Genomic DNA, 26,571 nt, shown 5'->3' on the forward strand with positions numbered 1-26,571 from the left:
ACACCAATGAGCACCACCGAAGTCGTCCGCGACGCCCAGAGCGCCGAAACCTACAACCCGCTGGCCAAGCAGAAGGCCGCGGCCAAGCTCTCGCGCATCCCCGTCAAGGTGGTGCAGACCGGCGAAGTGCTCAAGAAGCCCGAGTGGATCCGCGTCAAGGCCGGCAGCCCCACCACGCGCTTCTACGAGATCAAGCAGATCCTGCGCGAGAGCAACCTGCACACGGTCTGCGAAGAAGCCTCGTGCCCGAACATCGGCGAATGCTTCGGCAACGGCACGGCCACCTTCATGATCATGGGCGACAAGTGCACGCGCCGCTGCCCGTTCTGCGACGTGGGCCACGGCCGCCCCGATCCGCTGGACAAGGACGAGCCGCTCAACCTGGCCAAGACCATCGCCAAGCTGCGCCTGAAGTACGTGGTGATCACCAGCGTCGACCGCGACGACCTGCGCGACGGCGGCAGCCAGCACTTCGTCGATTGCATCAGCAACATCCGCGAGCTCTCGCCGATGACGCAGATCGAGATCCTCGTACCCGACTTCCGCGGCCGCGACGACCGCGCCCTGGAGATCCTCAAGGCCGCGCCGCCGGACGTGATGAACCACAACCTGGAAACCGCGCCGCGCCTGTACAAGGAAGCGCGCCCGGGCAGCGACTACCAGTTCAGCCTGAACCTGCTGAAGAAGTTCAAGGCGCTGCACCCCAACGTGCCGACCAAGAGCGGCATCATGGTCGGCCTGGGCGAAACCGACGAAGAGATCCTGCAGGTGATGCGCGACATGCGCGCCCACGACATCGACATGCTGACCATCGGCCAGTACCTGTCGCCGTCGGGCTCGCACCTGCCGGTGCGCCGCTACGTGCACCCCGACACCTTCAAGATGTTCGAGGAAGAGGCCTACAAGATGGGCTTCAGCCACGCCGCCGTGGGCGCGATGGTGCGCTCGAGCTACCACGCCGACCAGCAGGCGCACGCCGCCGGCGTCTGACGCCCCCCCTGCCCGACCGCCCGCCGCACGCGGGCGTCGGCGCACACCCCTCTGTCCTGACCTCATCGACCTCGCCCCGCAGCCGTTTCCCGACGGCCGCGGCGACGGTCGCGCGCGCCCGCCGCGCCATCCAAAAAACTGATTAAAACCTTCGGGGGAAATAACCCGGGGTATCAAAAAATTTGCGGCGGCATTCGCTTGCGCCTGCCAAATTCATCCCCTACGCTGACCTCCTGATTTCGCCCGGCCTGGAATTAAAAAACCAGAGCCGACGCGATTTCAAGATCCCTCGGACGCTTTGACAAGGAAATTGAATTATCAATTTCCAAGGCATTGTTTTGCCCAGAATCAATCAGAACCGCATCGCATAAAGAATTCAGTCGCCACGGCCCGCGCGTTTCCATCTCACGGAGAAACCGGAATGCATGCCCTGCTCGAAGCCATCGATTCGCCCCATTCGCTGCGCCAGCTCGGCGTTGCGCAATTGCCGGGCCTTGCGGATGAATTGCGCGCCTTCATCGTCGACAGCGTGTCCCGCACGGGCGGCCACTTCGCCTCCAACCTCGGCACGGTCGAGCTGACGGTCGCCCTGCACTACGTGTTCGACACCCCGCGCGACCGCATCGTCTGGGACGTCGGGCACCAGAGCTACGCCCACAAGATCCTGACCGGCCGGCGCCAGGCCATGCCCACCTTGCGCCAATTCGGCGGTATTTCCGGATTTCCCCGGCGCACCGAATCCGAACACGATCATTTCGGCACTGCGCATTCCAGCACCTCCATTTCCGCTGCCCTGGGATTTGCGCAGGCCGCCCGCATTTCCAATTCGACCGACCACGCCATTGCGGTGATCGGCGACGGCGCCCTGAGCGCCGGCATGGCTTTCGAGGCCATGAACAATACGCAGGCCTGCGGCCGTTTGTTGGTGATATTGAACGACAACGACATGTCGATTTCGCCACCCGTTGGCATGCTTCGCCTTTATCTGGGCGGATTGATTTCAGAACGCGCCTATGCCAGCGCCAATGAAGCCAGCCGGCAAAGATGGCGCGCCATGCGCCCGGCGCTGGCCCCTTGCGAGCCCTCGGAGCTCGGCCTGTCGCCCGCCACCCTGTTCGAGCAGTTCGGCTTCCACTACACCGGCCCCATCGACGGCCACGACCTGGGTGCGCTGATCCCGGCCCTGCAGAAGCTGCAGGCGCAGCCGGGCCCGCAGTTGCTGCACATCGTCACGCAGAAGGGCCACGGCTACCGCCCGGCCGAGCAGGACCCGGTCCTGTACCACGGCCCCGGCAAGTTCGACCCCGCCGCCGGCATCAAGATCGCCCCGGCAGCCGCCCCCGCCAAGCCGACCTACGCCCAGGTCTTCAGCGACTGGCTCTGCGACGAAGCCGAGGCCGATGCGCGCGTGGTCGCCATCACGCCGGCCATGCGCGAGGGCTCGGCGCTGATGGACTTCGAGCGCCGCTTTCCCGAGCGCTACTTCGACGTCGGCATCGCCGAGCAGCACGCCGTGACCTTCGCCGCGGGCCTCGCGGCGGCGGGGATGCGGCCCGTGGTCGCCATCTACTCGACCTTCCTGCAGCGCGCCTACGACCAGCTGATCCACGACGTGGCGCTGCAGAACCTGCCGGTCGTGTTCGCGGTCGACCGCGCCGGCATCGTCGGCGCCGACGGCGCGACGCACATGGGCGCCTTCGACGTCGCCTACCTGCGCTGCATTCCGAACATGGTCGTGATGGCCGCATCCGACGAGGACGAATGCCGCCAGATGCTGCACACCGCCCTGCGCCACGACGGCCCGGCCGCCGTGCGCTACCCGCGCGGCGGCGGGCCCGGCGCGCTGCCAGTGCGCGCGCTGCAGCCGCTGCGCATCGGCCGCGGCCAGGTGCGGCGCGAGTCGACGCAGCCCATGGGCGCGCGCATCGCCATCCTGGCCTTCGGCACCATGGTCGCGCCCAGCCTGGCCGCCGCCGAACGGCTCGACGCCACGGTGGCCAACATGCGCTTCGTCAAGCCGCTCGACGCCGAGCTGGTGCTGTCGCTCGCCGAGACGCACGACGTGCTCGTCACCGTCGAGGAAGGCTGCGTGATGGGCGGCGCCGGCGCCACCTGCCTCGAATCGCTGGCCGCGCAGGGCGTGCTGATTCCGTCGCTGCAGCTCGGCCTGCCCGACGAGTTCGTCGAGCACGGCGACTGCGCCCGATTGCTCGCCGCCCACGGCCTGGATGCCGACGGGCTGGTGCAGTCGATCCAGGCGTTCTTCGATGCCAACGCCCCCGCGTTCCGCACGGCTCGCATGAGCCTCGTTTCCTGAAACCCACCGTGACCGCCAGCCACAGGAGAACCCGATGAGCACAGCCACCGCACGCCGCATCGACGCGCCCGCCCCGCCTTCGCTTCAAGTGATCCGGGGTGCCGAGGCCAACCCGTACCACGCCAAGGTCGAGTACACCTACCAGGACGACCCCGAGGACTGGCGCAAGGCCATCGGCGAGGACCTGATGTTCCAGTTCGGCGTCTACGACGATCCGCGCTCGGTGCCGCCGATCTCGCTCAACGAATCGGGCCTGCGCTACTTCGACCAGCAGATGGAGATCGCGGGCCTGGACCAGCCCCCGCCCTTCCCCATCCGGCGCATCCTCGACGTGGGCTGCGGCTGGGGCTTCGGCCTGCGCTACCTCGCGGAGCACTTTCCGCAATGCCGCCAGCTCGACGGCATCAACATCAGCGAGACGCAGCTCGCGCACTGCGCCCGCTACCACGCCCAGCAGCACCTGAGCGACCGCGTGAACCTGTACCTGTGCGATGCGCAGGACGTCGCCCTGCTGCCCAACCCCGACACGCCCTACGACCTGGTGACGATCCGCGGCGTCATCTCGCACTTTCCCAACGACCTGTACGAACGCTCGATGAAGCAGGTGGCCGCGCGCATGCGCCCGGGGGCCAAGGTCGTCATCTCCGACAACCTCTACAACATCCCGCTGGACAACTACCGCTCCGACATCGAGGACGAGGTCGACCGCCTCGCCTGCAAGCACCGCAAGACGCCGGCCTACTTCCGCCGCGTGCTCGAAGAGAGCGGCTTCGTGGTCGAAGACATGCGCGTGCTCCCGCGCAACATCGACGTGGCGCGCTGGTTCACCGACGTGAAGGAAAACATCGAGAAGAACTTCACGCCGGACACCATCCCGCCGCCGCTCGAAGAGCTGCGCGTCATGGCGGTCAGCCTCTCGGTCGCGCTGATCAAGGACAAGTTCTCGACCTACAGCGTCATCGCGCGACGCCTCTGAATTTCCCCCACCAGGAGCGCCCACATCATGCAAGCATCCGCGCAAGCCGTCGGCATCGACGTCATCCACAGCCGCAGCCTCGACCACTACCAGGACAAGATCGAGCAGGTCTATGCCGACACGCCCGACCAGTGGCGCAAGGCGATCGGCAACGAGCTCTGGTACCAGTACGGCGTGTTCGACGACAAGATGGACCCGCACGACCTCCCGCTCGACGCCTCCGGCCGGCGCCACATGGAGCACCAGTTCGAGCTCGCCGAGCAGGCCGGCGCCGACCTCTCGCCGGCCACCGTGCGCCGCGCGATCGACATCGGCTGCGGCTGGGGCCCGGTGCTGAAGTTCATCGCGCAGCGCTACCCGCAGTGCGCACGCATCGACGGCGTGAACGTGAGCCGGCCGCAGCTGGAGTGCGCGCGCGAACTCATCGCGCACGAAGGCCTGGCCGACCGCGTGCGGCTGTACCAATGCAACGCCAAGGACATCGGCGAGCTGCCCGAGCCGCAGGTGCCCTACGACCTGGCCATCCTGCGCGGCAGCCTGATCCACTTCACGCCCGAGGTGCTGGAGCAGGCCATGGCCTCGCTGTCGGCGCGCATGCGCACGGGCGGCACGGTCATCATTTCGGAGAGCCTCTACAAGGTGGACCTGGCGACCTACAAGTCGCACATCCCGGACAAGGTCGACCGCGCCGCGTCGGGCTACCGCAAGACGCCCGACGGCGTGAAGCAGGTGCTCGAGCGCCACGGCTTCGCGGTGCTCGACCAGCGCGTGCTGCCGTCGAACGCGGAGGTGATCCGCTGGTACGGGCTGGTCAAGGACAACCTGGACGCGCACCACCCGACCAGCAAGACCGCCACGTTCACCGAGCTGCGCGACATCGCCGTGAGCTTCTCGGACGCGCTGGCCAAGGACAAGGCCTCGTCGTTCAGCTTCATTGCGCGGCGGACCTGAGCATGCCCGAACCGACCCCGTTCGCCCAAACCCTGGCCCGCATGCCCGAACTGGGCAGCAAGGTCCATCTCCCCGACCCGGGCCTTACGCTCAAGCCCATCTGGCACCCGCAGAACGACGCCATCGAGGCGCGGCTGGCGGTGGACGACCGGCCCTATGTGCTGGCGCACTTTCGCAGCGAGAAGGCCACGGCCGCCTACCTCAGGCAGCGCGTGCCGGCCTACGGCGGCCTGTGCTACCCGCACGCGAAGCCGGACCGGATCTATTCGGTGATGCGCATGATGAATGCCGGCACGCTCATGGACGATGCCTTCACGCCCCTGGAGCTGAGCGCCGACCAGCGCCCGCGCGACGAACTCCTGCGCCACTACCTCGACGCCCTGGAAGGCGTCCTGCCGCCTGCCAGTGCGCCGCTGCCGCGGCTCCTGTTCGACACGCTGCCGCCCATCCAGGCGCAGCTGGCGCCAAAGCCCCGCGTCTGGGAGCGCATGAAGGCCGGCATCCGCAGCCAGCTGGTGCGCATGGCCGATCCGCTGGCCTACCAGATGGACACGCTGACGCTGGACGGCTACATGGACCTGCGCCGCGACAACGCCTTCGGCGAGTACCTGACCATGCTGACCGAGTACGCCCTGGACGTGGACATGAACGACGCGCTGGCCGAAGACGCGTCGCTGCGGGCGGTGCGCACCGCGGCCATGGACGCGGTGATCCTGGTGAACGACTTCTTCTCCTTCCGCAAGGAGGTGCCGGCCCAGGACTCGCTCAACGCCATGTGGGTGCTGATGCGCGAGGAAGGCCTGGACCTGCAGGCGGCGGTCTACCGCCTGGCCGCGCTGTGCGCGCGCAACGAGCAGGCGTTGATCCGGTCGCGCGACGCGGTGCTCGCCGGCCCCCTTGGGCAACGCCGCGACGTGCGCGCCTACGTGCGCGAGCTGGAATACATCAGCTCGGGCAACGCGGAGTGGTGCGTCATCACGCGGCGCTACCACCTCTCGGACCAGCGCTTCGTTTCCGGCGAAGTGACCATCGCGGCGGCTCCGACGCTGGACGACATCGCGGCGGCCGACGCGCGCGCCGCCTGACCCTGCGCCACACCGACATCCCCACGCACTTCGATCCATTTCACAGGAGCAGATGCATGAATGCCGTTCTCGAAAGCACCACGCCCGCGGCGCTGGAGCCTCCCCCGAAATTCGTGATCCCCGAGATGTTGAAAGCCATCCGGCCGCGCATCAACACGAGCTACCCCTACATCAAGCGGCTGCATGCGCAATGGCTGTACGAGAACTACGGCAAGCCGGAGCCGGGCAGCCTGCACGGCGCCATCGAGCGCATGGATTCGCTCTACGACGCCAGCGTGTTTCCGGACGGCATTCCGGAGCGGGTCGCGCACCACGCGAGCATCCTGACGCTGATCTTCCAGTGCGACGACCTGACGACCAGCGACCCCGAACAGTGCGCGAAGATCATCGCCGAAGACCCCGACGCCCACGACGCGCGCGTCATGGAAGGGCTCTGGCAGACCATCCGCCAGCATGCGCCCAGCGACGCGGTGTACCAGCGCCTGCGCGGCCGCTGGACCCGCTGGATGCACCACCTCAAGGTCGAGAAGGAATTTCGCGACAACTGGGCCAACGAGGACATGGAGAGCTTCCTCAAGGTGCGCCTGATGTCCAGCGGCATGCAGCCATACATCGCCGCCATGGAATACGTGCTGGACATCGACGTGTCCGACCTGATCGAGGACCCCGACATGAAACGCGCGGTGGACCTCGTCAGCTGGCACTGCGCGTTCACGAACGACGTGTACTCGTATGCCGTCGAGTACTACTCCACCGAGGACACGCTGAGCTCGGTCCTCATCATGCGCAACACCCGCGGCCTCGATGCGCAGCAGGCCATCAGCGCCGTCTGCGAAATGATGGAAGAGATGTACGCGGAGCTGGCCGGCCTGATCGCCCGGCTGCACGAGCGCTATGCCAATCACCCGCTGGGCGCGCGCCTGCACCTGTACCTGGACACCTACCTCCTGATGGTGGTGGGCACGCTGCAGTGGCACATCGAATCGCCGCGGTACGGCGGGCACGGGCACATCTGGAACGGGCTGCCCATGCGGCATGTGGATGTGAGCCTGGCGGGCACCGACAAGATGGAGGGCGCGGGCGCCCCGCAGCAGGCACCGGTCGGCTCTGTCTACGTGTCGTAGAGACCGCGCCATGAAGCTGCCGTACTTCGAGTGCCCCATTCCCAGCGCCATTCATCCCGGGGCGGCGCACGCGGATGCGCAGTCGGTCGCCTGGATGCGGCGCTTCTCCCTGTGCCTGAACGACACCGAACGCGACCGCATGGCCCGCTCCGGCTGCGGCGAACTCGCGGCCCGCATCGTGCCCGACGCCACGCCGCAGACCTTGCAGATCCTGTCGGACTTCTTCATCTGGAACGTCTCGTTCGACGACGAGTATTGCGACGAAGGTCCGCTGAGCCGGCAACCCGGCCGGCTGGCCGGCGTGCTGGCGATGCTCCACCGGGCAATCGAGACACCGGAAGACAGCGCGCAGGTCGACGACCGTTATGCAGCCGCCATGTGCGACATCCGCCGTCGCCTGGACGCGCACGCCACCGCCGACCAGAGGGCCCAGTGGCTGGCCGCCATGCGGGGATGGTTCTTTGCCGAGGTCTGGAAGGCGGGTAACGTGGCCTCGGGCCATGTCCCGTCGCTGAACCAGTACGGGCTGCTGCGCCTGTACAGCGGGGGCGGCCTGGCCTTTCCCACGCTGGCCGCGATCGCCGAAGGCTATGCGGTGCCCACCGACCTCCTGGAGGATCGCCGCGTCAGGGCCCTCGCGGAAATGGCGCTCACGCTGGCCACCTGGAGCGCCGACATCGTGTCGTACGAGAAGGAGGTGGCGCGCGAGCAGGGCGGGCACAACCTGATCAGCGTGATCCAGCACGACTCCCGGTGCACGCCCGCGGCGGCGGCCGCACGGGCCGTCGCCATGTACATGGAGATCATGCAGCTCTTCCTGAGCCTGCGCGGCGAACTCCTCGCCGGCACCTCGCCCGCGCTGCAACGCCACGTGCAAAGCCTGGGCCGCATCGTCAGGGCCACGTTCGACTGGTGCCACGGCTCCGAACGCTACGTGCAGGACGGCGTGCCCGACGAAGCCGGGCCGGAGGGCGCCCTTGCGCCGAAGGTGGCATCCACTGCGTCCGCCATCCCGTGCATCGCCTGGTGGTGGACGCACGACCCCGCGGCCCAGGAAGCCCGCCGGGGCACGCCGGCCCTGCACGTCGCCGGCCACGGGGCACGCGCCCGTGCGGGAGCGCTGCCATGAACCCGCCCACGATGCCGCGCGTGATCGATGCGGCCTTCCAGGAAGCGGGCGATCTTGCGCCGCCCGCCGCGGCAAGCTGCGGCCCGGCCGCGCACACCATCAGCCTGCAGCAATTTCGCAGCACCGTGGGCGAAACACGCCGCCCGCTGCCCTATGCCGAGGGCTGGTTCCTGGGGTGCTTCTCCGATGAACTCGCACGCGGCCAGGTGCTGACGGTGCCTTTCATGGGACAGGAACTCGTCCTGTACCGGACGCAGACCGGCCTGGCCCGCGTCATCGATCCGTACTGCCCGCACCTGGGCGCTCACCTGGGCCACGGCGGCAAGGTCGACGGCGAGAACCTGGTGTGCCCGCTGCACGGGCTGGCCTACGGGCCGGACGGCGGCTGCGTGCGCACCGGGCATGGCGAGCGGCCGCCGCGCGCCGCGCTGACCGCGCGCCACGCCCGGGAAATCGACGGTGCCGTCCTGGTGTGGGTCGACCATGCGGGCCGCCCTCCCCAGTGGGACGTGTCGCACCACGACCTCGGCGATTTTTCTTCCGCCTGCTACATCCGCAAGACGCTGGACGGCTACGCGCACGATGCGGTGGAGAACGGCGCCGACATGGTTCATTTCGGCTGGCTCCACGGGCTCTCGGACATGACCATGTCTCACCGGGCGGAGGACTGCAGGTTCGAGATCTCGATCTCGGCCCGCTGGAAAGGGCTGCACATCCGTGGCGAATTCATGAACTACGGCGTCGGCTATGTGATGGGCTCGTTCGAGATGCCCGACCTGGGCGTGCGGCTGCAGACGCAGGTCTTCTTCACGCAGATCGCACCGCTGAAATGGAAGCTGGCGATCGCGGATCGGCTGCGCATCGTGCGGCTTGGCCGCGCGCCCCGCATGCTGAGGCGCGCGATCTACGCCGTGCTCACGCCGATCGCCAGCCGATGGATGCGGTGGTTCATCGAGCCGGACTTTCCGATATGGAATGCCAAGAGCTTCATCAAGCATCCCCGGCTGACCGCGGGCGACAAGACCCTGATCGTCCACCGGCGCTGGGCGTCCCGGTTCTATCCGGGCGGCCTGGTGGACGACCCCGGCGCACTGCATGCGGGAGACCGCCATGCCCCTTGAAGCCCTGCTGCCGTACAACGTCCGCGAGGCCCCGGTGCCGCAGAGCGGACCCGCCGGCCCCTTCGGCACCTGGATGCACGACGCGGTCCACCGCACCGAGCACGCACTCGCCGCCGGCCTGCCGCCGGCCGAGACCCTGCCCACGCACCTGCACGAAGCGCTGCGCTACGCCGCGCTCGGCGGCGGCAAGCGCATCCGCCCGCTGCTGTGCCAGGCGGCGGGCGCCCTTGTGGACGCACCACCCGACGCGCTCGACGCCACGGGCGCCGCGATCGAGATGGTCCACGTCTACTCGTTGGTGCACGACGACCTGCCCGCGATGGACGACGACGACCTGCGCCGCGGCAAGCCCACCGTGCACGTGGCGTATGACGAAGCAACCGCCATCCTCGTGGGCGATGCTCTGCAGGCCCAGGCCTTCCTCACGCTAAGCGAGCTGCCGCTGCCGGCCGAGCGCCGCATCGCGCTGGTGCGCGAGCTGGCGCAGGCGGCCGGCTCGCGTCAGCTCGTGGGCGGCCAGGCCATCGACCTGCAGAGCGCGGGCCGGTCGTTGAGCCAGCCCGCGCTCGAGCAGATGCATCGCATGAAGACCGGTGCGCTGATCCGCGCGGCCGTGCGCATGGGGGCGCTGTGCGGCGCGGCCGACGTGCCGGCCAACGCCGCGCTGTACCGCGCGCTCGACGACTACAGCAGCGCCATCGGCCTGGCCTTCCAGGTGGTCGACGACATCCTCGACGCGACCGCTGACACGGCCACGCTCGGCAAGACCGCGGGCAAGGACGCGTACGACGACAAGGCGACCTGCGTGTCGATGCTCGGCCTCGACGCCTCGCGCACGCTGGCCCGCACGCTGACCGCGCGCGCCCATGCGGCGCTCGCACCCTTCGGTGAACGTGCCGCGCGGCTCGGCCAGCTGGCCGACCTGGTGGTCCAACGCGTGCACTGAGCCCCATCTCCCAAAGCCCCGTCCCAGGAGCCCCGACATGCCTGAACCGTCGACCCATCTCATGAGAGAACCGCTTGGCGCGAACGGCACCCCGCCCGCTGCCGACGAACACCATGCGCGCGTCGTGGAGGTTCGCCCCTCGCCGCGGCACCTGCGCAGCACCACCGGAGAGACGCGTCCGACCCACCCCTATGCCAACGGCTGGTTCGCCGTGTGCTTCAGCCACGAGGTCCCGCCGGGGGTCGTGCGCATCGTGCCGTTCGCGGGACAGGACCTGGTGATCTACCGCACGCAGTCGGGCCTGGCCCGTGCCATCGATCCGTACTGCCCGCACCTGGGGGCGCACCTGGGCTACGGCGGGAAGGTCGACGGCGAGGACCTGGTCTGTCCGTTCCATGGCCTGAGCTTCGGCCCCGATGGCGGTTGCGTGCGCGCCTGCGGGGGCCAGACCCCGCCGAATGCGGCGCTGACGGGCCGGTACATGAAAGAGTCGAACGGAACGATCATGGTGTGGCGGCACAGCGAGGACAGTCCCCCCCAGTGGGACGTCCCGGACATGGACCTCAGCTCCCGCCTCAATCCCCGCTACGGCAGCCACGACCTCGAAGGCTATTGCGACTCCATGGTCGAGAACAGCATGGACCTGACCCACTTCGGATGGGTCCACGGGTTCTCCGACGTCGACCTGTCGCACGAGATGGACGGACACAAGCTCATCGTCTCCATCAACGCCCGCTGGAAGGGGCAGCGATTCCGCTCGCGCCTGACCCATTTCGGCCTGGGCCACACCCGCGGCGAGAACGAGCTGCCGGACCTCGGCATCCAGGTCGTGACCTTGGCGTACGCCACACAGACCGCGCCGATGCGTTGGACCTTTCGCTGGAGCGACAACCCCTGCGTTGCCCAGTTCGACCGCTGGCCCACACCGTTCAGGAAGCTTGCCTACCAGTTGCTCAATCCGCTGGCGCACCGCTGGCTGCTCTCGGTCGTCGGCGGCGACTTCCCGATCTGGAACGCCCGCACCCGGCTCAAGCACCCCAAGCTCATGGCGGGGGAGCGCTCCTTCACCGCCTTCCGGCGCTGGTCGGCGCAGTTCTACCCGCCTACCTCCGGCGACGACGCGCACGCCAGCCACGTTCTGCACATGCCGGCGGGGCGCTGAACCTCTTCCCTTCACCAGGAGTCCCCATGATGCGCGTCATCCTTGCCCAGCCCCGAGGCTTCTGCGCCGGCGTCGTGCGCGCCATCGACACGGTCGAACACGCGCTGCGGCGCCACGGCACGCCCATCTACGTGCGCCACGAGATCGTGCACAACAAGCACGTCGTCGACGACCTGAAGGCGCAGGGCGCGGTGTTCGTCGAGGAGCTGGCCGAAGTGCCCGCCGACGCGGTGGCGATCTTCAGCGCGCACGGCGTGAGCCACGCGGTCGAGGTCGAGGCTCGCGCGCGCGGCCTGCGCGCGATCGACGCCACCTGCCCGCTGGTCACCAAGGTGCACGAGCAGGGGCGCCGCTATGCCGCCAAGGGCTATGCGCTGATCCTCATCGGCCACGCCGGGCACCCCGAGGTGACCGGCACGCTGGGGCAGATTCCCGCGCCGGTCACGCTCGTGCAGACCGAGGCCGACGTGGACGCGCTGGTGCTCGATGCCGACGCGCCGCTGGCCTACATCACGCAGACCACGCTGTCGGTGGACGACACGCGCGGCATCATCGATGCGCTGCAGCGGCGCTTTCCGCAGATCGTCGGGCCCGGCACGCGCGACATCTGCTACGCCACGCAGAACCGGCAGACGGCCGTGCGCGAACTGAGCCAGCAGGTCGACGTGGTGCTGGTGGTCGGCGCGCAGAACAGCTCCAACTCGCAGCGCCTGCGCGAGATCGCGGCGCAGGCCGGCGTGCGCAGCTACCTCATCGCGCAGGGCAGCGAGCTCAAGCCCGACTGGGTGCGCGACGCCAGCGCGGTGGGCGTCACCGCCGGCGCGTCGGCGCCCGAGACCATGGTGCAGGACGTGGTGGCCGCGCTGCGCCGCCTGGCCGAGGTGGAACTGCTGACGCTGCCCGGGCGCGAGGAGCACGTGGTGTTCCGGCTGCCGGCCGAACTCGCGGCGGACACGGCCATAGAGGCCGCGCCATGAAGCCCCCGGTCGCACGCCGCCGCTCGCGGCAGGTGCGCGTCGGCACCGTGCGCATCGGCGGCGATGCACCCGTGGCCGTGCAGGCCATGACCAACACCGACACCGCCGACGCGGCCGCCACCGTGGCGCAGGTGGCGGCGCTCGCGCGCGCGGGGGCCGAGCTGGTGCGCCTCACCGTCAACAACGAAGAAGCCGCCGCGCAGGTGGCGCCGATCCGTGACGCGCTCGCGCGCCAGCAGGTGCACGTGCCGCTGGTGGGCGACTTCCATTTCAACGGCCACCGCCTGCTCGCGCAGTACCCCGACTGCGCGCAGGCGCTGGCCAAGTACCGCATCAACCCCGGCAACGTCGGGCGGGGCGACAAGCGCGACGCGCAGTTCTGCCAGCTCATCGAGATCGCCTGCCGCCACGGCAAGCCGGTGCGCATCGGCGTGAACTGGGGCAGCCTCGACCCCGCGCTGCTGGCGCGCCTGATGGACGCGAACGCGCAGGCGGCGCAGCCGCAGCCGGCCGACGAGGTGATGCGCCAGGCGCTCATCGTCTCGGCGCTGGAGAACGCGGCGCGCGCCGAAGACGTCGGCCTGCCGCCCGATCGCATCGTGCTGTCGGCCAAGGTGAGCCAGGGGCAGGACCTGATCGCCGTGTACCGCGAACTCGCCGCGCGCTGCGACTACCCGCTGCACCTGGGCCTGACCGAGGCCGGCATGGGCTCCAAGGGCATCGTCGCCTCGGCCACCGCGATGGGCGTGCTGTTGCAGCAGGGCATCGGCGACACCATCCGCGTGTCGCTCACGCCCGAGCCGAACGGCGACCGCACGCGCGAGGTGCTGGTGGCGCAGCAGATCCTGCAGTCGATGGGCCTGCGCGCCTTCACGCCCAGCGTGACCGCCTGCCCCGGCTGCGGGCGCACCACGAGCACCTTCTTCCAGTCGCTGGCCAGCCAGATCGAAGGCTGGCTGCACGCGCAGGCGCCGGCCTGGCGCGTGCGCTTTCCGGGCGTGGAAGACATGCACGTGGCCGTGATGGGCTGCGTGGTCAACGGCCCCGGCGAGAGCCGGCTGGCGCACCTGGGCATCTCGCTGCCGGGCTCGGGCGAGCAGCCGGTGGCGCCGGTCTACATCGACGGCGAACGCGCGCTGACGCTCAAGGGCGAGCACATCGCCGACGACTTCACGCGGCTGGTCGAGACCTACGTGGCCGCGCGCTACGGCGCCGACGCCGAGGCGAGCGAGCGGCTGGGTGCGTGGATGAAGCCGTCTTCGCGCGAGCGCGTCGTGCCGATCGCTTCCGTCTGAAGGCATCGCCATGGCCACGCAACGCCTCACCCTGCTCGGCGCCACCGGGTCGATCGGCGACAGCACGCTCGATCTCGTGGCGCGCCACCCCGACCGCTTCACGGTGCATGCACTGACGGCGCACCGCAACCTCGACAAGCTCTTCACGCACTGCGTCGCCTTCCGCCCCGAGGTCACGGTGGTCGGCGATGCGCAAGGTGCCGCGCAGTTGCAGGCCCGGCTGCGCGCCGCCGGCCTGCGCACGGAGGTCATGCACGGCCCGCAGGCGCTGTGCGAGGTGGCGCTGTCGGCGGGCTGCGACACGGTGGTGGCGGCCATCGTCGGCGCGGCGGGGTTGCTGTCGTCGCTGGCGGCGGCGCGCGCGGGCAAGAAGATCCTGCTGGCGAACAAGGAGGCGCTCGTGATGTCCGGCGCGCTGTTCATGCGCGCGGTGGCCGCGCACGGCGCCACGCTGCTGCCGCTGGACAGCGAGCACAACGCGATCTTCCAGTGCCTGGCGGGCGCGCCGGCCGGGCGGCGCGGGCGTGCAGCGGCTGGTGCTCACCGCCTCGGGCGGGCCGTTCCTGCACCGCCCGCTGGAGGCGCTGGACCGCGTCACGCCCGACGAGGCCTGCGCGCATCCCACCTGGCGCATGGGCCGCAAGATCTCGGTCGACTCCGCGACGATGATGAACAAGGGCCTCGAGACCATCGAGGCACGCTGGCTGTTCGCGGTGCCGCCCGAGCGCATCGAGGTGGTGATCCACCCGCAGAGCGTGATCCATTCGATGGTGGCCTATGCCGACCAGTCGGTGCTGGCGCAGCTGGGCCGCCCCGACATGCGCACGCCGATCGCGCACGCGCTGGCCTGGCCCGAGCGCATCGACTCGGGCGTGGCGCCGCTGGACTTCCTGCAGCTCGCCCACCTGAGCTTCGCCGCGCCCGAGCTGAAACGCTTTCCCTGCCTGCGGCTGGCGCTGGAGGTGCTGCGCGAGGGGTGCGCGGCCAGCGTCACGCTCAATGCGGCGAACGAAGCGGCGGTCGATGCGTTCCTGAACGGGCGCCTGCGCTACACCGACATCGCTTGCGTGGTGGAAGACTGCCTGCAGCACGCGCCCTCGTCTGCGCACGAGAGCCTCGACGACATCCTCGCGGCCGACGCGCATGCGCGTGTGCTCGCGGGTCAGGCGATCCAGCGCGCGGCGTTGCGATCTGCATCGCCTGTGGTCTCGCCTTCCGTGTCGACCACCTTGGACGAAGGCGCGGGCGCGCGGCTGTAGCGCGACAGCCATTTGGCCGCCACGGCCAGCGCCATCGGCGGTGGGGTCTCACGCACGGCGCGCGACGCGCCATGCGCCTCGTGCGCCGCGCCGGTCACCATGGCAGCGAGTAGGTCTTGGTGTTGGTGAAGCTCTTCATGGCTTCGAGCACGCCTTCCTTGTAGCCCAGGCCCGAGTCCTTGATGCCGCCGAAAGGCGTGAGCTCCAGGCGGTAACCCGGCACCTCGCGCACATTGACGCTGCCCACATTCAGCTCGCGGATGAAGCGCGTGATGTAGTCCAGGCGGTTGGTGCAGATCGAGGACGACAGGCCGTAGGCCGTGCCGTTGGAGATGCGGATCGCCTCGTCGATGTTCTTGAAGCGGATGACGGGCGACACGGGGCCGAAGGTCTCGTGCTTGGCGACGGTCATCTCCGGGTCGACGTGGTCGAGCACGGTGGGCGAGTACAGCGCGCCGCGGCGTTCGTTGCCGTACAGGAGCTTGGCGCCCGCTGCGATGGCGTCGTTGACCACGGCTTCGAATTGCTTCGCGGCCGCTTCGTCGATCACGGTGCCCATGTCAGTGTCGGGGTCCATCGGGTCGCCGTACTTCAGTGCGCGGGTCTTCTCGACCAGCAGTTCGACGAAACGATCGGCGACCGATTCGTGCACCAGCATGCGCTTCACGGCCGTGCAGCGCTGCCCCGAGTTCTTGTACGACCCATTGGCAGCCAGCGTGGCCGCTTCCTCGATGTCCGCGTCTTCCATCACGATGATCGGATCGTTGCCGCCCAGCTCCAGGATCTGGCGCTTGTAGGTGGCCTTGCCCGCGATGTACTTGCCGATGGGCACGCCACCCGTGAAGGTGACGAGGTCGACGTCGGCATTGGTCAGCAGCTCGTCGGCGATCTCCTTCGGGTCGCCCGTGAGCACCGACAGCATCTGCGGCGGCAGGCCTGCCTCGTACAGGATGTCGGCCAGCAGGAAGGCCGTGAGCGGCGTCTTCTCGCTGGGTTTGAGCACGATGCGGTTGTTGGTCGCAATGGCCGGCGCCACCTTGTGGATCACCTGGTTCAGCGGGTGGTTGAACGGCGTGATGGCGGTGATGGCGCCCAAGAGCGGCTCGCGCATCGTGTAGACCTTGCGGCTCTTGCCGTGGTGCGTGAGGTCGCACGAGAACACCTGGCCGTCGTCCACCAGCGCCTGGTTGGCGGCGAACAGCAGCACGTCGGAGGCGCGGCCCACTTCGTACAGCGAGTCCTTGCGCGACAGGCCCGATTCGAGCGTGATGGTGCGCGACATCTCGTCCAGGCGAGAGGCGATGATCTCGCCGGCGCGCATGAGGATCTTGTAGCGCTCGTAGCGCGTGAGCGTGGGCTTGTAGTCGCGGGCGATGCGCAGGGCGTGGCGCACGTCGTCCAGCGTGGCCTTGGGCACGGTGGCGATCACCTCGCCGGTGTACGGGTAGGTGACCTCGATGGTGCGGTCGCGGTGGACTTTCTCGCCGGCGATGCGCAGGGCCTCGCGGTGGACGGTGCCTGGCTTCAGGATGGCTTGGCTCATGGGTGCTTGCTCCGTGTGGCTTCAGCGTGCGTGGTTCAAGGCGAGGTCGAGCGCATCGAAGTTGCGCAGCCGGCGGCCGGGGGCGATGCCTTCGACCGGGCGGTTGCAGATCAGCGGCACCTTCTGCTCGGACACACCGCCGTGCGAGCGCAGCGGCACTTCGAGGGCCGACAGGTCGTGGCGGCTGGCGGCCGTGCCGATGACGGTGCTCTGCTCGCTCACCACCACGATGTCGCCGATGCGGTCCGGCGGCAGCTCGAAGCGCTTGGCAGCTTCGGCGCGCGAGAGTACGAGTTCCATGCCCGGAATGCCCTTGATGCGTTCGATCCAGCCCGGCACGCTGGCTTCGTCGGGTGCGTACACCGTGGCGAAGGAGCCGAGCGCGCCGTGGTGCACCACGTAGGGGTCGGTGATCGGCAGGATCACGCGGGCTTTTTCAGCGCCGTACCAGCCGTCGAGCACGTCCTGCAGGTAGATCACGTTGGGCGAGCCGTCGGCACCGTGCTTGTCGTTCATGCCGTGGTCGGCCGTGAGCACGATGGTGGCGCCGAGTGCATCGAGCTGCGCGAGGTAGCCGTCCATCATTTGATAGAACGCGTTGGCGGCAGGGCTGCCCGGCGCGGCCTTGTGCTGCACGTAGTCGGTGGTCGACAGGTACATGAGGTCGGGGCGGCGCGATTCCATGAGCTTCACGCCGGCGGCGAACACGAACTCCGACAGCTCCGCGCTGTAGACCGAAGGCACGGGCATGCCGACCATGTCGAGCACGTTGTCGATGCCGTTCTCTTCCATCGTCACCTGGTCCGACTTCTCCGATGAGAAGCAGATGCCCTTCATCTTGTGGCCCAGCAGCTTGCGCAGCTTGTCTTTCGCCGTGACCACCGCGAGCTTGGCGCCCGCATCGGCAAACGCGGCCAGCACGGTGCCGGCACGCAGGTACTTGGGGTCGTTCATCATCACTTCCTGGCCCAGCTCGCGGTCGAAGAAGTAGTTGCCGCAGATGCCGTGCACCGCGGGCGGCGCGCCGGTCACGATCGACAGGTTGTTGGGGTTGGTGAACGAAGGCACGACGCAATCGGCGAGCAGGTCGGCGCCGCCTTTGCGCATGGCCTCGAGGTACGGTGCCACGCCGGCTGTAATGGCCGCGTCGAGGTACGCGGGCTCGCAGCCGTCGACGCAGACGACGACCACCGGGCGGACCATCCAGCGGTAGCTGCGGCCGTTCACTTCGAGTGAGTCGGATTTCATGAAGAGGTGCTCCTTGGCAAGTTGGGTGTGTCGGTGCGCAGGCCTCAGCGGCGGATGAACAGCGCGATGAAGGCACTGATGAGGCAGCTGGCCGCGACGATGGGGAACACCACCGAGGTGCTGCCCGAGTGGTCCAGCATCCGGCCGATCAGCGGTTCGCCCAGGCCGGCCAGCAGGTACGAGAAGAAGTTCATGACACCGGTGGCGGTGCCGGCGCGCTTGGCGCCCACGAGGTCGGGGCACAGGGCCCAGAACGACGAGGCCGGGCCGTAGACGAAGAAGCCCGCCAGGAACAGCAGCCCCAGGCCGAGGATGCTGGTGGGCAGCAGGTACATGCCCATCGAGGCGATGGCGCCCAACAGCATGTACAGCACGATGGCCTTGTAGCGCTTGGAGCCGAACACCTTGTCGGAGATCCAGCCGTTGGTGAGCGCACCGAAGGCCATGCCCACGGGCAGCGCCACCGAGATCCAGGCCGGGTCGATCATGCCGTCGGCGGCCTTGGCCCAGTCCTTGCCCAGGAAGTGCACGGGCACCCAGACGATGAGGCCGTAGCGCGCCGCGTTCTGGAAGCCGATGGCCAGCGCGGCGATCATCAGCTTGGGGTTGCTGAGCACGGCCTTGTAGCGCGACCAGGAGCTTTCCTGCGGCTCGCCGTCGGCCACGCCGGCCTTGTCGGCTTCCTGCGGGTTGTTGTTGGCCACGCCGGTGTCGGGCGACTTGAAGCCCAGGTCTTCCGGCCGTTCACGGGCGATCAGGTAGAAGGCGATGCCGCCCACCAGCATCAGCAGCACGGGGAGCCGGAAGATCCAGCGCCAATCCAGGTGCAGCACGTTGACGACGATGATCGAGGTCACGAACGACAGCACCGAGGCGCAGCCGGCGGCGAACACGTAGAAGCCGTAGACCTTGCCGCGCTCGCCCGCGCCCCACCAGTTCGACAGCAGCCGGCTGCCCGGCGCCCAGCCCAGGGCCTGGAAGTAGCCGTTGATGCCCCACGGAATGGCCAGGCTCTTGAAGCCGACCGCGAAGCTCACGACCCAGTTGGCGGCGCACGAGAGGATGGCGCCGGCGGTCATCACGCGGCGTCCGCCGAACTTGTCGCCCAGGTTGCCGTTGATGGCCTGCCCGACGGCATAGCACCACAGCAGCGAGGTCGAGGCCCAGCCGAGCATTTCCTTGGAGAGGCCGAACTCCTTCTGGATGCCGGGGATGGCGAAGCCGAAGGTCTGCCGCCCCGTGTAGAAGAAGAAGTAGCAGAACATGGCCGCCAGCAGCATCCGCCACTGCGCCTTGCGGAACGAATTGTCGAGGGGGCGGGCGTAGGTGCCCGCCTGCAGGATGGGATTGGCCGCTTGCATGGTATGTCTCCTTGTCTTGACGGGCGTGGGGCCCGTGGGGCCGGCTCGATGGCCGGCATGCTGTCTGTCTTGTCTGGCTGTCTCTGTCTTTTCTCGCTGCGCAGTCCCTGCCTGTCAGGCCAACGCCGCCGCGCCGATGAAGTTCTTGCCGCGCGCCCCGTCCATGGCGCGCGCGATCATGGCCGCCGCTTCGCTGTCCGCCACGCCATAGTCGGCAAACTCGGTCTTCACGCCAAGCCCCTGCAGGAAAGCCCGCAGTCGCTGCGTGGCGGTCGCCAGGTCGGCGCCGAACAGCAGCTGCAGCGTCCGGTCGCGGTCGGGCGAGCGGGCCCAGGCTTTCTCCAGCACGAGGGGCAGCGTGAACGAGCACGCGATGCCGTGGGCCAGGCCGTGGCGCAGCGTCATCTCGTAGGAGATGGAATGCGCCAGCGCTGTCTTGGTGTTGGAGAACGCCATGCCGGCCTTCAACGCGGCCAGCGCCATGCGCTCGCGCAGCTCGAGGTTGCCCAGGTCTTTGAGCAGCGCCGGCAGGCAGTCGAAGATGTCGCGCACGGCCGAGACGGCGAAGGTGTCGGAGACCGGGTTGGCGTTGACGTTCCAGATCGCTTCGAGCGCGTGCGAGAGCGCATCGAGCCCCGTCGACACCGTGGTGCCCGCCGGCACCGAGAGCATGAGCTCGGGGTCGACGATGGCGGCCTCGGGCCAAGTGGCGTCCAGGTGCAGCGAGTATTTCTTCTGGTTGCCGGCGTCCCAGATGGTGGCCCAGGGCGTCACCTCGCTGCCGGTGCCGGCGGTGGTCGGCACGGCGATCAGCGGCTTGACGCTGGCGGGCACGAAGGGCTTGCCGGTGGCCAGCAGCGCAACGAGCTCGTCGAACTGCCCGTTGGCCGTGCCCACCATCAGCGCCTTGGCCGTGTCGATGGCGCTGCCGCCGCCGACCGCCACGATGGCGTCGCAGGGTGCGTCCGATTGCCAGAAGGTGTTGTACAGGTCGCGCAGGTGGGCGACGTCGGGGTTGGGGCGCACATCGTCGATCACGGTGACGAGCGCGTCGCCCAGCAGCGCCTGCAGGCGATCGACCAGGCCCAGGCCGCGGGCCTCGGGGAAGGTGACGAGCGCGACGCGGCGGCCCGCCAGGAGCGAGGGCAGCCGTGCGAGGCTGCCTCGCCCGGAATGAATGGACACGGGGTTGCGGTAGGCGTGGGGCATGTTTTTGTCTCCGGTTTCTGTCTGGGCCGCAGTGTCGAAGCGGCGCATCGAGGCGTCCAATCGCATTTCGCGCGTGCACTCGGTCCAAAACCGATGGATGCCTTCGGGAAAGCCTGCATAGGCGCCGGCGCCGCATCTGAGGGAGGCTCGGCGCACGCCCCTCACGACCGCCTCATGTTTCACCAGTACTACAAGTGGATCCGCTGCTTCCACGCCGTCGCCAAGACCGGCGGCTTCACCACGGCCGCGCGCTACCTGCACATCGGCCAGCCCACCGTGACCGACCAGGTCAAGGCGCTGGAAGAGCGCTTCAACGTCGAGCTGTTTTTGCGCAGCGGACGCGCCGTGCGGCTCACGGCCGCGGGCGAGCAGCTGTATGCGATCACGCAGGGCCTGTTCGGGCAGGAAGAAGAGGCGATGCAGTTCCTGCAGCGCGCCCACAAGCTGCGCACGGGGCTGGTGCGCGTGGGCGCGGTGTCGCCGCCCATCGCGCTGGAGCTGGCGCGCAGCTTCAAGCGCAGCCACGCCGGGCTCGACCTGACGGTGTCGATCGGCTCCGAGGCCTCCACGCTCGGCGGGCTGCAGGACTTCGACATCGACGTGGGCATCCTCGTGGAACCGCCCGAGATCGAAGGCCTGCACCAGGTGCCGTACCGCGTGGAGCGCATCGTGGCCGTGGTGCCCGCGAAGCACCCGTGGGCGAAGAAGCGCACCATCGCCACGCGCGACATCGCGGGCGAGCCGGTGATCCTGCGCGAGCCCGGCTCCAAGACGCGCCACCGCGTCGAGCGCGCCTGCGCGCAGCAGGGCGTGCAGATGCACTGCGTGATGGAGATCAACAGCCGCGAGGCCATCCTGCACGCCGTGGCCAACGGCATGGGCGTGGGCTTCGTGACGCAGATCGAGTGCATTCCGCTGCCCGGCCTGAAGATGGTGGAAATCGATGACGACGAGCTGTCGATCAGCTACTCGCTGTGCTGCCTGGCGGTGCGCAAGGACCGGCCGCTGATCCGCGCGCTGTTCGAGGTGGCGCAGCAGGGCGACGACACGGCCGACTGAGCAGGGTTTCGTCGCGGGCGGCACACCCCGCGGCGGGCTTCTTCGCTATCCTGCCGTCTGGCCCCAGACGAAGGATCGACCTTGAACTTGCACCCCGCCCTCCAGGACGCCGCCGCGCGCGACTTCGGCACCCTTGCCGACCTGGTCCGCCTCCACGCCCAGCACACCCCCGAGCGCCCCGCGCTGGCCGATGCCCAGCAGACGCTGGACTACCGCGCGCTCGACGCGCTCATGGACCGCATCGCCGCCGCCCTGCAGCGCGACGGCCTGCGCGCCGGCGACGCCATCGCGGTCTGCGCCGCCTCGTCGGTGCCCTACGCCGCCGTGTTCCTGGGCGCGCTGCGCGCGGGCGTGGCGGTGGCCCCGCTGGCCCCCGGCTCGGCGCCCGCCAGCCTGGCGCGCATGATCACCGACGCCGACGCGCGCCTGCTGTTCACCGACGCCTCGGCCGCCGAGGTGGTGGGCGCCGCGCAGGCCACCGGCCTGCCGCACATCGCGCTCGACGGCTCCGATGTCGGCCGCGCGCTCGACGACTGGCTCGGGGCGCCCGGCGCGAAGCCGGAGCCCGTCGAGGTGCAGCCCGACTGGGCCTTCAACATCATCTATTCGTCGGGCACCACCGGCGAGCCCAAGGGCATCGTGCAGGGCCACGGCATGCGCTGGTCGCACATCCAGCGCGGCGCCAAGTACGAGTACGGGCCCGAGACGGTCACGCTGCTGTCGACGCCGCTGTACTCCAACACCACGCTGGTCGTGTTCTTCCCCACCCTCGCCTTCGGCGGCTGCGTGGTGCTGATGCCCAAGTTCGACGCGCTGGGCTACCTGCAGCTGGCCGTGCAGCACCGCGTGACGCACACCATGCTCGTGCCGGTGCAGTACCAACGGCTGATGGCGCACCCGCGCTTCGACGCGCATGATCTCTCGACCTTCCGCCACAAGTTCAGCACCAGCGCGCCCTTCAACGCGGCGCTCAAGGCCGACGTGCTCCAGCGCTGGCCCGGCGGGCTGGTCGAGTTCTACGGCATGACCGAGGGCGGCGGCACCTGCATCCTGGAGGCGCACCTGAACCCGACCAAGCTGCACACCGTGGGCCAGCCCGCGCCGGGCAGCGACATCCGCCTGATCGACGAGGAAGGCAACGAGCTGCCGCGCGGCGACACCGAGGTGGCCGGCGAGGTGGTGGGCCACTCGGCCGGCATGATGACCGGCTACCACCGCCAGCCCGCGAAGACGCGCGAGGCCGAGTGGTTCGACGCCACCGGCAAGCGCTTCATCCGCACCGGCGACGTGGGCCGCTTCGACGCCGACGGCTTCCTCACGCTGTTCGACCGCAAGAAGGACATGATCATCAGCGGCGGCTTCAACATCTACCCGAGCGACCTCGAAAGCGTGCTGCGCGGCCATGCGGCGGTGGCAGACGTGGCGGTGGTCGGCGTGCCGTCCGAGCAGTGGGGCGAAACGCCCGCGGCCTTCGTGGTGCGCCGGGAAGGCGATGCCACCACCGAAGAGGCGCTGCTGCAGTGGGCCAACGCGCAGGTCGGCAAGACGCAGCGGCTGGCGCGCCTGCGCTTCATCGACGAGCTGCCGCGCAGCGCGATCGGCAAGGTGCTCAAGCGCGAGCTGCGCGACCTGAGTGCCTGATCGGGTGAGCGCCGCAAGCACCGACACCGCCCCGCCCGAACACGGCGGCGGCAACGGCCTGCTGTGGGTGCTGGTGGCCGTCGCGGTCGTGTTCGCCTTCGTGCGCCCGCGCGCGCCGATGGACTGGCTGCGGCTGGTCGACTGGCAGACCGTGGGCGCGCTGGCGGGCCTGCTCGCCATCACGCAGGGCGTGGAGAAGAGCGGCATGCTGCAGGCCGCCGCGCGGCGCCTGCTGGCGCACACGCACAGCCAGCGCGGCTTGGCGATGGCGCTCACGGCCACGGCCGCGCTGCTGTCGGCGCTGGTGACCAACGACGTGAGCCTGTTCCTGCTGGTGCCGCTCACGCGCGTGCTGGCCGTGCAGGCGCACCTGCCGCTGGCGCGGCTGGTGGTGCTGCAGGCGCTGGCCGTGAACGCGGGCTCGGCGCTCACGCCCATCGGCAACCCGCAGAACCTGTACCTGTGGCACCGCTCGGGCGAGAGCTTCTTCGGCTTCATGGCCATGATGGGCCCGACCGTGGCGATCATGCTGTTCTGGCTCTTTGTGGCCGTGTGGTGGCTGGTGCCGCGCACGCCGATCGCGCTGCGCGAGGAGACCGAGACCGCGCCCGTGCAGCCGCGCCTGCTGGCGCTGGCCGGCGTGCTGTTCGTCGGCTTCGTGGTCGCGCTCGACCGCCACTGGCTGCTGCCCGGCCTGGGCGTGGTGTTCGGCGTGCTGCTGCTCACCTACCCGCGCGTGCTGCGCGGCATCGACTGGGCCTTGCTGGCGATCATCGCGCTGATGTTCGTCGACCTGCGCCAGGCCGCCGAGCTGCCCGCCATCGCGGCGCTGCTGGGCCACTGGCCGATCGGCGAGGGCTGGCGCGCCTACCTGGCGGCCATTGCGGCCTCGCAGGTCATCAGCAACGTGCCGGCGGCGATCCTGCTCGACCGCTACGTGCACGACCTGCCCGCGCTGGCGGCCGGCGTGAGCGTGGGCGGCTTCGGCTGCGTGCTGGGCTCGCTGGCCAGCCTGATCGCGCTGCGGCTGGCCAAGCTGCCGCACGGGCTGCGCGAGTTCCACCGCATCAGCATTCCGTTCCTGCTGGTGTGCGCGGCCTCGGCGCTGCTGCTGCGGCTGGGGTGATGACAGGTGGCGGGGCGGCGCGGACAATCGCTCCCGCCATGCCCACGCCCGCCCCCGTCCTCTCATTGCGCGACTACACCCCATCGCGCGGCAGCCACGCGCACGACCACTTCCAGGTGCTGCTCGGGCTCGACGGCGTGCTCGAGATCGAAGTCGAAGGCCGCGGCTCGGGCATCGGCACGGGCCAGGCCCAGGTGGTCGCGCCCGGCGACCGGCACGACTTCGAGGCCCGGCGCGGCGGCAGCGTCTGCCTCGTGCTCGACACCCCGCACGCCCCGTGGGCGCGCTGCGTCGAACAGCCGCCGGCCGACGCACCCCGGCTGCACGCGCTGGCCCGCTACCTCGCGCACTGCCTGCAGCAGCCGCAGCACGCGGCCCTCGCCCTGCAGCACGGCCCGGCGCTGCTGCTCGAGGCCTGGGGCGCCGCGCCTTCGGTCGCCGACACGCGCCGCCGCCGCATCGACTGGCCGGCCCTCGCGGCCTGGGCGCAGGCGAACTGGCACCGGCCGCTGGGCGTGGCCGACCTGGCCGAAGTCGCCTGCCTGAGCCCCAGCCAGTTCGCGCAGCGCTGCCGTGAAGAGCAGGGCCAGAGCGTCATGCTCTGGCTGCGCACGCTGCGACTGGCCCATGCGCGCGAGCTGCGGCTCGAAGGCCTGAGCGTGGCCGAGACGGCGCGCCGCACGGGCTACCGGTCGCCGTCAGCGCTCACGGCCGCCCTGCGCCGCTGACTCCGTCGTTGCGCGACGACACATCGTCGGGCCGCGACGAGCGCCGCGCGTAGCCTCGGCGTCCATGCCCGCCACCTTCTACGCCCTGCTCGCCATCGCGCTGTGGGCCACGCTCGCCACCTTCGGCACCGCGCTGTCGCACCTGCCGCCCTTCCTGCTGACTGGGCTGGCGCTGATCGTCGGCAGCGTGCCGAGCTGGCCGCTGGTGCTGCGCGACCGCCGCGCCTGGCGCGTGCCGCCGCGCACGCTGGCGCTCGGGGTGTACGGGCTCTTCGGCTTTCACTTTCTGCTGTTCATCGCGCTGCGGCATGCGCCGCCGGTGGAGGCCAACCTCGTGAACTACCTCTGGCCGCTGCTGATGGTGGTGCTGGCGCCGGTGCTGCTGCCGGGCGTGTCGCTGCGCCCGCTGCACGTGATGGCGGCGCTGCTGGGCTTCGCGGGCGCGGCCATCGCGATCCTCGGTGCGCGCGGCGGCAGCGCAGCACTTCCCGGCGCGCCCGCCACGTACTGGGGCTTCCTGCCGGCGGCCGGCTCGGCCTTCATCTGGGCCAGCTACTCGCTGTGGACGCAGCGCGTCACGCCCTTCCCGACCTCGGCCATCGGCCTGTTCGGGCTGGTGTCGGGTGCGCTCTCGCTGGCCTGCCATGCGCTGCTGGAGCCGGCGGTGGCGCTGTCGGCCAAGGACGGCCTGCTGGTCGCGCTGTGCGGCCTGGGCCCGCTGGGCGCGGCCTTCTTCGTGTGGGACATGGCGCTCAAGCGCGGCGACGCGCGGCAGATCGGCATCCTGAGCTACCTCACGCCGCTGGCCTCCACCGCGCTGCTGCTGGCCGTGACCGGCCGGGCGCTCACAGCCAGCATCGCGCTGGCGGCGGCGCTGATCATCTCGGCCGCGGTGATGGGCACGCGTGCGAAATGAGACAAATCAGGGCGATGCCCGACAGAGCTTGTCGTTTTTTGTGGCTAGAGTGGAGGCTCAGGAAAAAGGAGTCACCCCCATGGATCAGAAGAACAACAAGACCGAGGATTTCGAGATCACGCCCAAGCTGGTGTTCGACATGAACCTGGCGCTGTACCTCGACCTGGTGGCCGCGCTGGAGGGCGCGGGCGCCGTCACCTACCGGCAGATGGCGGCGCGGGTCCTGAACATCAGCATGGACGCCCGCACCGACGGCGACACCAACCTGTCGACCGTGCTCGAAGGCATCGCCCAGGGCTTCGCAGGCCACGGCGACGGCCTCTCGATCGAACTGCTGAAGGCCGCGCGCGGGCTGCGCGAGGACGATGCGATGGGCGACATTCCGATGCGGCCCACCGACGATTGAGG

At 69.4% G+C, this 26,571-nt stretch carries 22 protein-coding genes and 1 pseudogene; 19 read left to right on the forward strand and 4 right to left on the reverse strand.

Going from position 1 to position 26,571, the window contains the following annotated elements:
- Window positions 1-6 precede the first annotated feature (6 nt).
- The 13 genes and pseudogenes from lipA to ispC all read left to right on the forward strand — a co-directional run bounded on the left by lipA (window position 7) and on the right by ispC (window position 15,332).
- Window positions 7-990 (forward strand): lipoyl synthase, encoded by a 984-nt coding sequence (gene lipA / locus ACAM52_RS30935; RefSeq protein ID WP_062480166.1) that lies wholly within the window; start codon window positions 7-9, stop codon window positions 988-990.
- A 421-nt stretch (window positions 991-1,411) separates the two neighbouring features.
- Window positions 1,412-3,307, forward strand: a complete 1,896-nt coding sequence (gene dxs, locus ACAM52_RS30940) for a 1-deoxy-D-xylulose-5-phosphate synthase (RefSeq protein WP_369645430.1) — start codon at window positions 1,412-1,414, stop codon at window positions 3,305-3,307.
- Window positions 3,308-3,341: 34 nt separating this feature from the next.
- A complete protein-coding gene (locus tag ACAM52_RS30945; RefSeq protein ID WP_062480112.1) occupies window positions 3,342-4,283 on the forward strand; it encodes a cyclopropane-fatty-acyl-phospholipid synthase family protein in 942 nt (313 codons plus the stop codon).
- A gap of 27 nt (window positions 4,284-4,310) precedes the next feature.
- Window positions 4,311-5,234, forward strand: coding sequence for a cyclopropane-fatty-acyl-phospholipid synthase family protein (locus ACAM52_RS30950; protein ID WP_369645431.1), 924 nt, complete (start codon window positions 4,311-4,313; stop codon window positions 5,232-5,234).
- A 2-nt stretch (window positions 5,235-5,236) separates the two neighbouring features.
- Window positions 5,237-6,319: a methyltransferase type 12 gene (locus tag ACAM52_RS30955; RefSeq protein ID WP_369645432.1), complete on the forward strand. Its 1,083-nt coding sequence runs from the start codon at window positions 5,237-5,239 to the stop codon at window positions 6,317-6,319.
- 56 nt (window positions 6,320-6,375) lie between these two features.
- Window positions 6,376-7,443, forward strand: coding sequence for a terpene synthase family protein (locus ACAM52_RS30960; RefSeq protein WP_159274697.1), 1,068 nt, complete (start codon window positions 6,376-6,378; stop codon window positions 7,441-7,443).
- Window positions 7,444-7,453: 10 nt separating this feature from the next.
- Entirely contained in the window at window positions 7,454-8,572 is a 1,119-nt protein-coding gene (locus tag ACAM52_RS30965) for a hypothetical protein (RefSeq protein WP_369645433.1), read from the forward strand.
- On the forward strand, window positions 8,569-9,693 hold the full coding sequence (locus ACAM52_RS30970; protein WP_369645434.1) for a Rieske 2Fe-2S domain-containing protein: 1,125 nt from the start codon (window positions 8,569-8,571) through the stop codon (window positions 9,691-9,693). Before ACAM52_RS30965 ends, ACAM52_RS30970 begins: the two co-directional genes overlap by 4 nt.
- Window positions 9,694-9,766: 73 nt before the next feature.
- Complete coding sequence (locus ACAM52_RS30975; RefSeq protein ID WP_369647806.1) at window positions 9,767-10,639, forward strand: polyprenyl synthetase family protein; 873 nt, start codon at window positions 9,767-9,769, stop codon at window positions 10,637-10,639.
- A gap of 37 nt (window positions 10,640-10,676) precedes the next feature.
- Window positions 10,677-11,801, forward strand: a complete 1,125-nt coding sequence (locus tag ACAM52_RS30980; RefSeq protein WP_369645435.1) for a Rieske 2Fe-2S domain-containing protein — start codon at window positions 10,677-10,679, stop codon at window positions 11,799-11,801.
- Between the two features lie 29 nt (window positions 11,802-11,830).
- On the forward strand, window positions 11,831-12,778 hold the full coding sequence (ispH, locus tag ACAM52_RS30985) for a 4-hydroxy-3-methylbut-2-enyl diphosphate reductase (protein WP_369647807.1): 948 nt from the start codon (window positions 11,831-11,833) through the stop codon (window positions 12,776-12,778).
- The gene (gene ispG / locus ACAM52_RS30990; protein WP_369645436.1) at window positions 12,775-14,073 is read left to right on the forward strand and encodes a flavodoxin-dependent (E)-4-hydroxy-3-methylbut-2-enyl-diphosphate synthase; all 1,299 of its coding nucleotides are present in this window, start codon (window positions 12,775-12,777) and stop codon (window positions 14,071-14,073) included. The genes ispH and ispG overlap by 4 nt, the downstream gene beginning before the upstream one ends.
- 10 nt (window positions 14,074-14,083) lie before the next feature.
- Window positions 14,084-15,332, forward strand: a pseudogene (gene ispC, locus ACAM52_RS30995) (1-deoxy-D-xylulose-5-phosphate reductoisomerase).
- Between the two features lie 94 nt (window positions 15,333-15,426).
- Here the strand turns inward: ispC and phnY are convergent.
- From phnY to psrA, 4 genes are all read right to left on the reverse strand, one after another.
- Entirely contained in the window at window positions 15,427-16,875 is a 1,449-nt protein-coding gene (gene phnY / locus ACAM52_RS31000; RefSeq protein ID WP_369645437.1) for a phosphonoacetaldehyde dehydrogenase, read from the reverse strand.
- Between the two features lie 21 nt (window positions 16,876-16,896).
- Window positions 16,897-18,123, reverse strand: coding sequence for a phosphonoacetate hydrolase (gene phnA / locus ACAM52_RS31005; protein WP_369645438.1), 1,227 nt, complete (start codon window positions 18,121-18,123; stop codon window positions 16,897-16,899).
- Window positions 18,124-18,167: 44 nt separating this feature from the next.
- Window positions 18,168-19,484 carry an MFS transporter gene (locus ACAM52_RS31010; RefSeq protein WP_062480079.1) on the reverse strand — a complete coding sequence of 439 codons (1,317 nt, stop codon included), beginning with the start codon at window positions 19,482-19,484 and terminating at the stop codon, window positions 18,168-18,170.
- A gap of 114 nt (window positions 19,485-19,598) precedes the next feature.
- Window positions 19,599-20,693, reverse strand: a complete 1,095-nt coding sequence (psrA, locus tag ACAM52_RS31015) for an iron-containing alcohol dehydrogenase PsrA (RefSeq protein WP_369645439.1) — start codon at window positions 20,691-20,693, stop codon at window positions 19,599-19,601.
- Window positions 20,694-20,867: 174 nt separating this feature from the next.
- On the opposite strand from psrA, the gene ACAM52_RS31020 reads away from it, so the two are divergent.
- The 6 genes from ACAM52_RS31020 to ACAM52_RS31045 all read left to right on the forward strand — a co-directional run bounded on the left by ACAM52_RS31020 (window position 20,868) and on the right by ACAM52_RS31045 (window position 26,569).
- Complete coding sequence (locus tag ACAM52_RS31020) at window positions 20,868-21,752, forward strand: LysR substrate-binding domain-containing protein (protein WP_070061914.1); 885 nt, start codon at window positions 20,868-20,870, stop codon at window positions 21,750-21,752.
- Window positions 21,753-21,839: 87 nt separating this feature from the next.
- Window positions 21,840-23,393 (forward strand): class I adenylate-forming enzyme family protein, encoded by a 1,554-nt coding sequence (locus tag ACAM52_RS31025; protein ID WP_369647808.1) that lies wholly within the window; start codon window positions 21,840-21,842, stop codon window positions 23,391-23,393.
- A gap of 4 nt (window positions 23,394-23,397) precedes the next feature.
- The gene (locus ACAM52_RS31030; protein WP_369645440.1) at window positions 23,398-24,519 is read left to right on the forward strand and encodes an SLC13 family permease; all 1,122 of its coding nucleotides are present in this window, start codon (window positions 23,398-23,400) and stop codon (window positions 24,517-24,519) included.
- Window positions 24,520-24,557: 38 nt separating this feature from the next.
- The gene (locus ACAM52_RS31035) at window positions 24,558-25,247 is read left to right on the forward strand and encodes a helix-turn-helix domain-containing protein (RefSeq protein WP_369645441.1); all 690 of its coding nucleotides are present in this window, start codon (window positions 24,558-24,560) and stop codon (window positions 25,245-25,247) included.
- Between the two features lie 64 nt (window positions 25,248-25,311).
- Window positions 25,312-26,163, forward strand: coding sequence for a DMT family transporter (locus ACAM52_RS31040; protein ID WP_369645442.1), 852 nt, complete (start codon window positions 25,312-25,314; stop codon window positions 26,161-26,163).
- A gap of 79 nt (window positions 26,164-26,242) precedes the next feature.
- A complete protein-coding gene (locus ACAM52_RS31045) occupies window positions 26,243-26,569 on the forward strand; it encodes a hypothetical protein (protein ID WP_062482731.1) in 327 nt (108 codons plus the stop codon).
- Window positions 26,570-26,571 lie beyond the last annotated feature (2 nt).

Origin of the sequence: Variovorax sp. V118 (genome assembly GCF_041154445.1) — a bacterium.
In the GTDB taxonomy this organism is placed as follows: Bacteria; Pseudomonadota; Gammaproteobacteria; order Burkholderiales; family Burkholderiaceae_C; genus Variovorax; species Variovorax boronicumulans.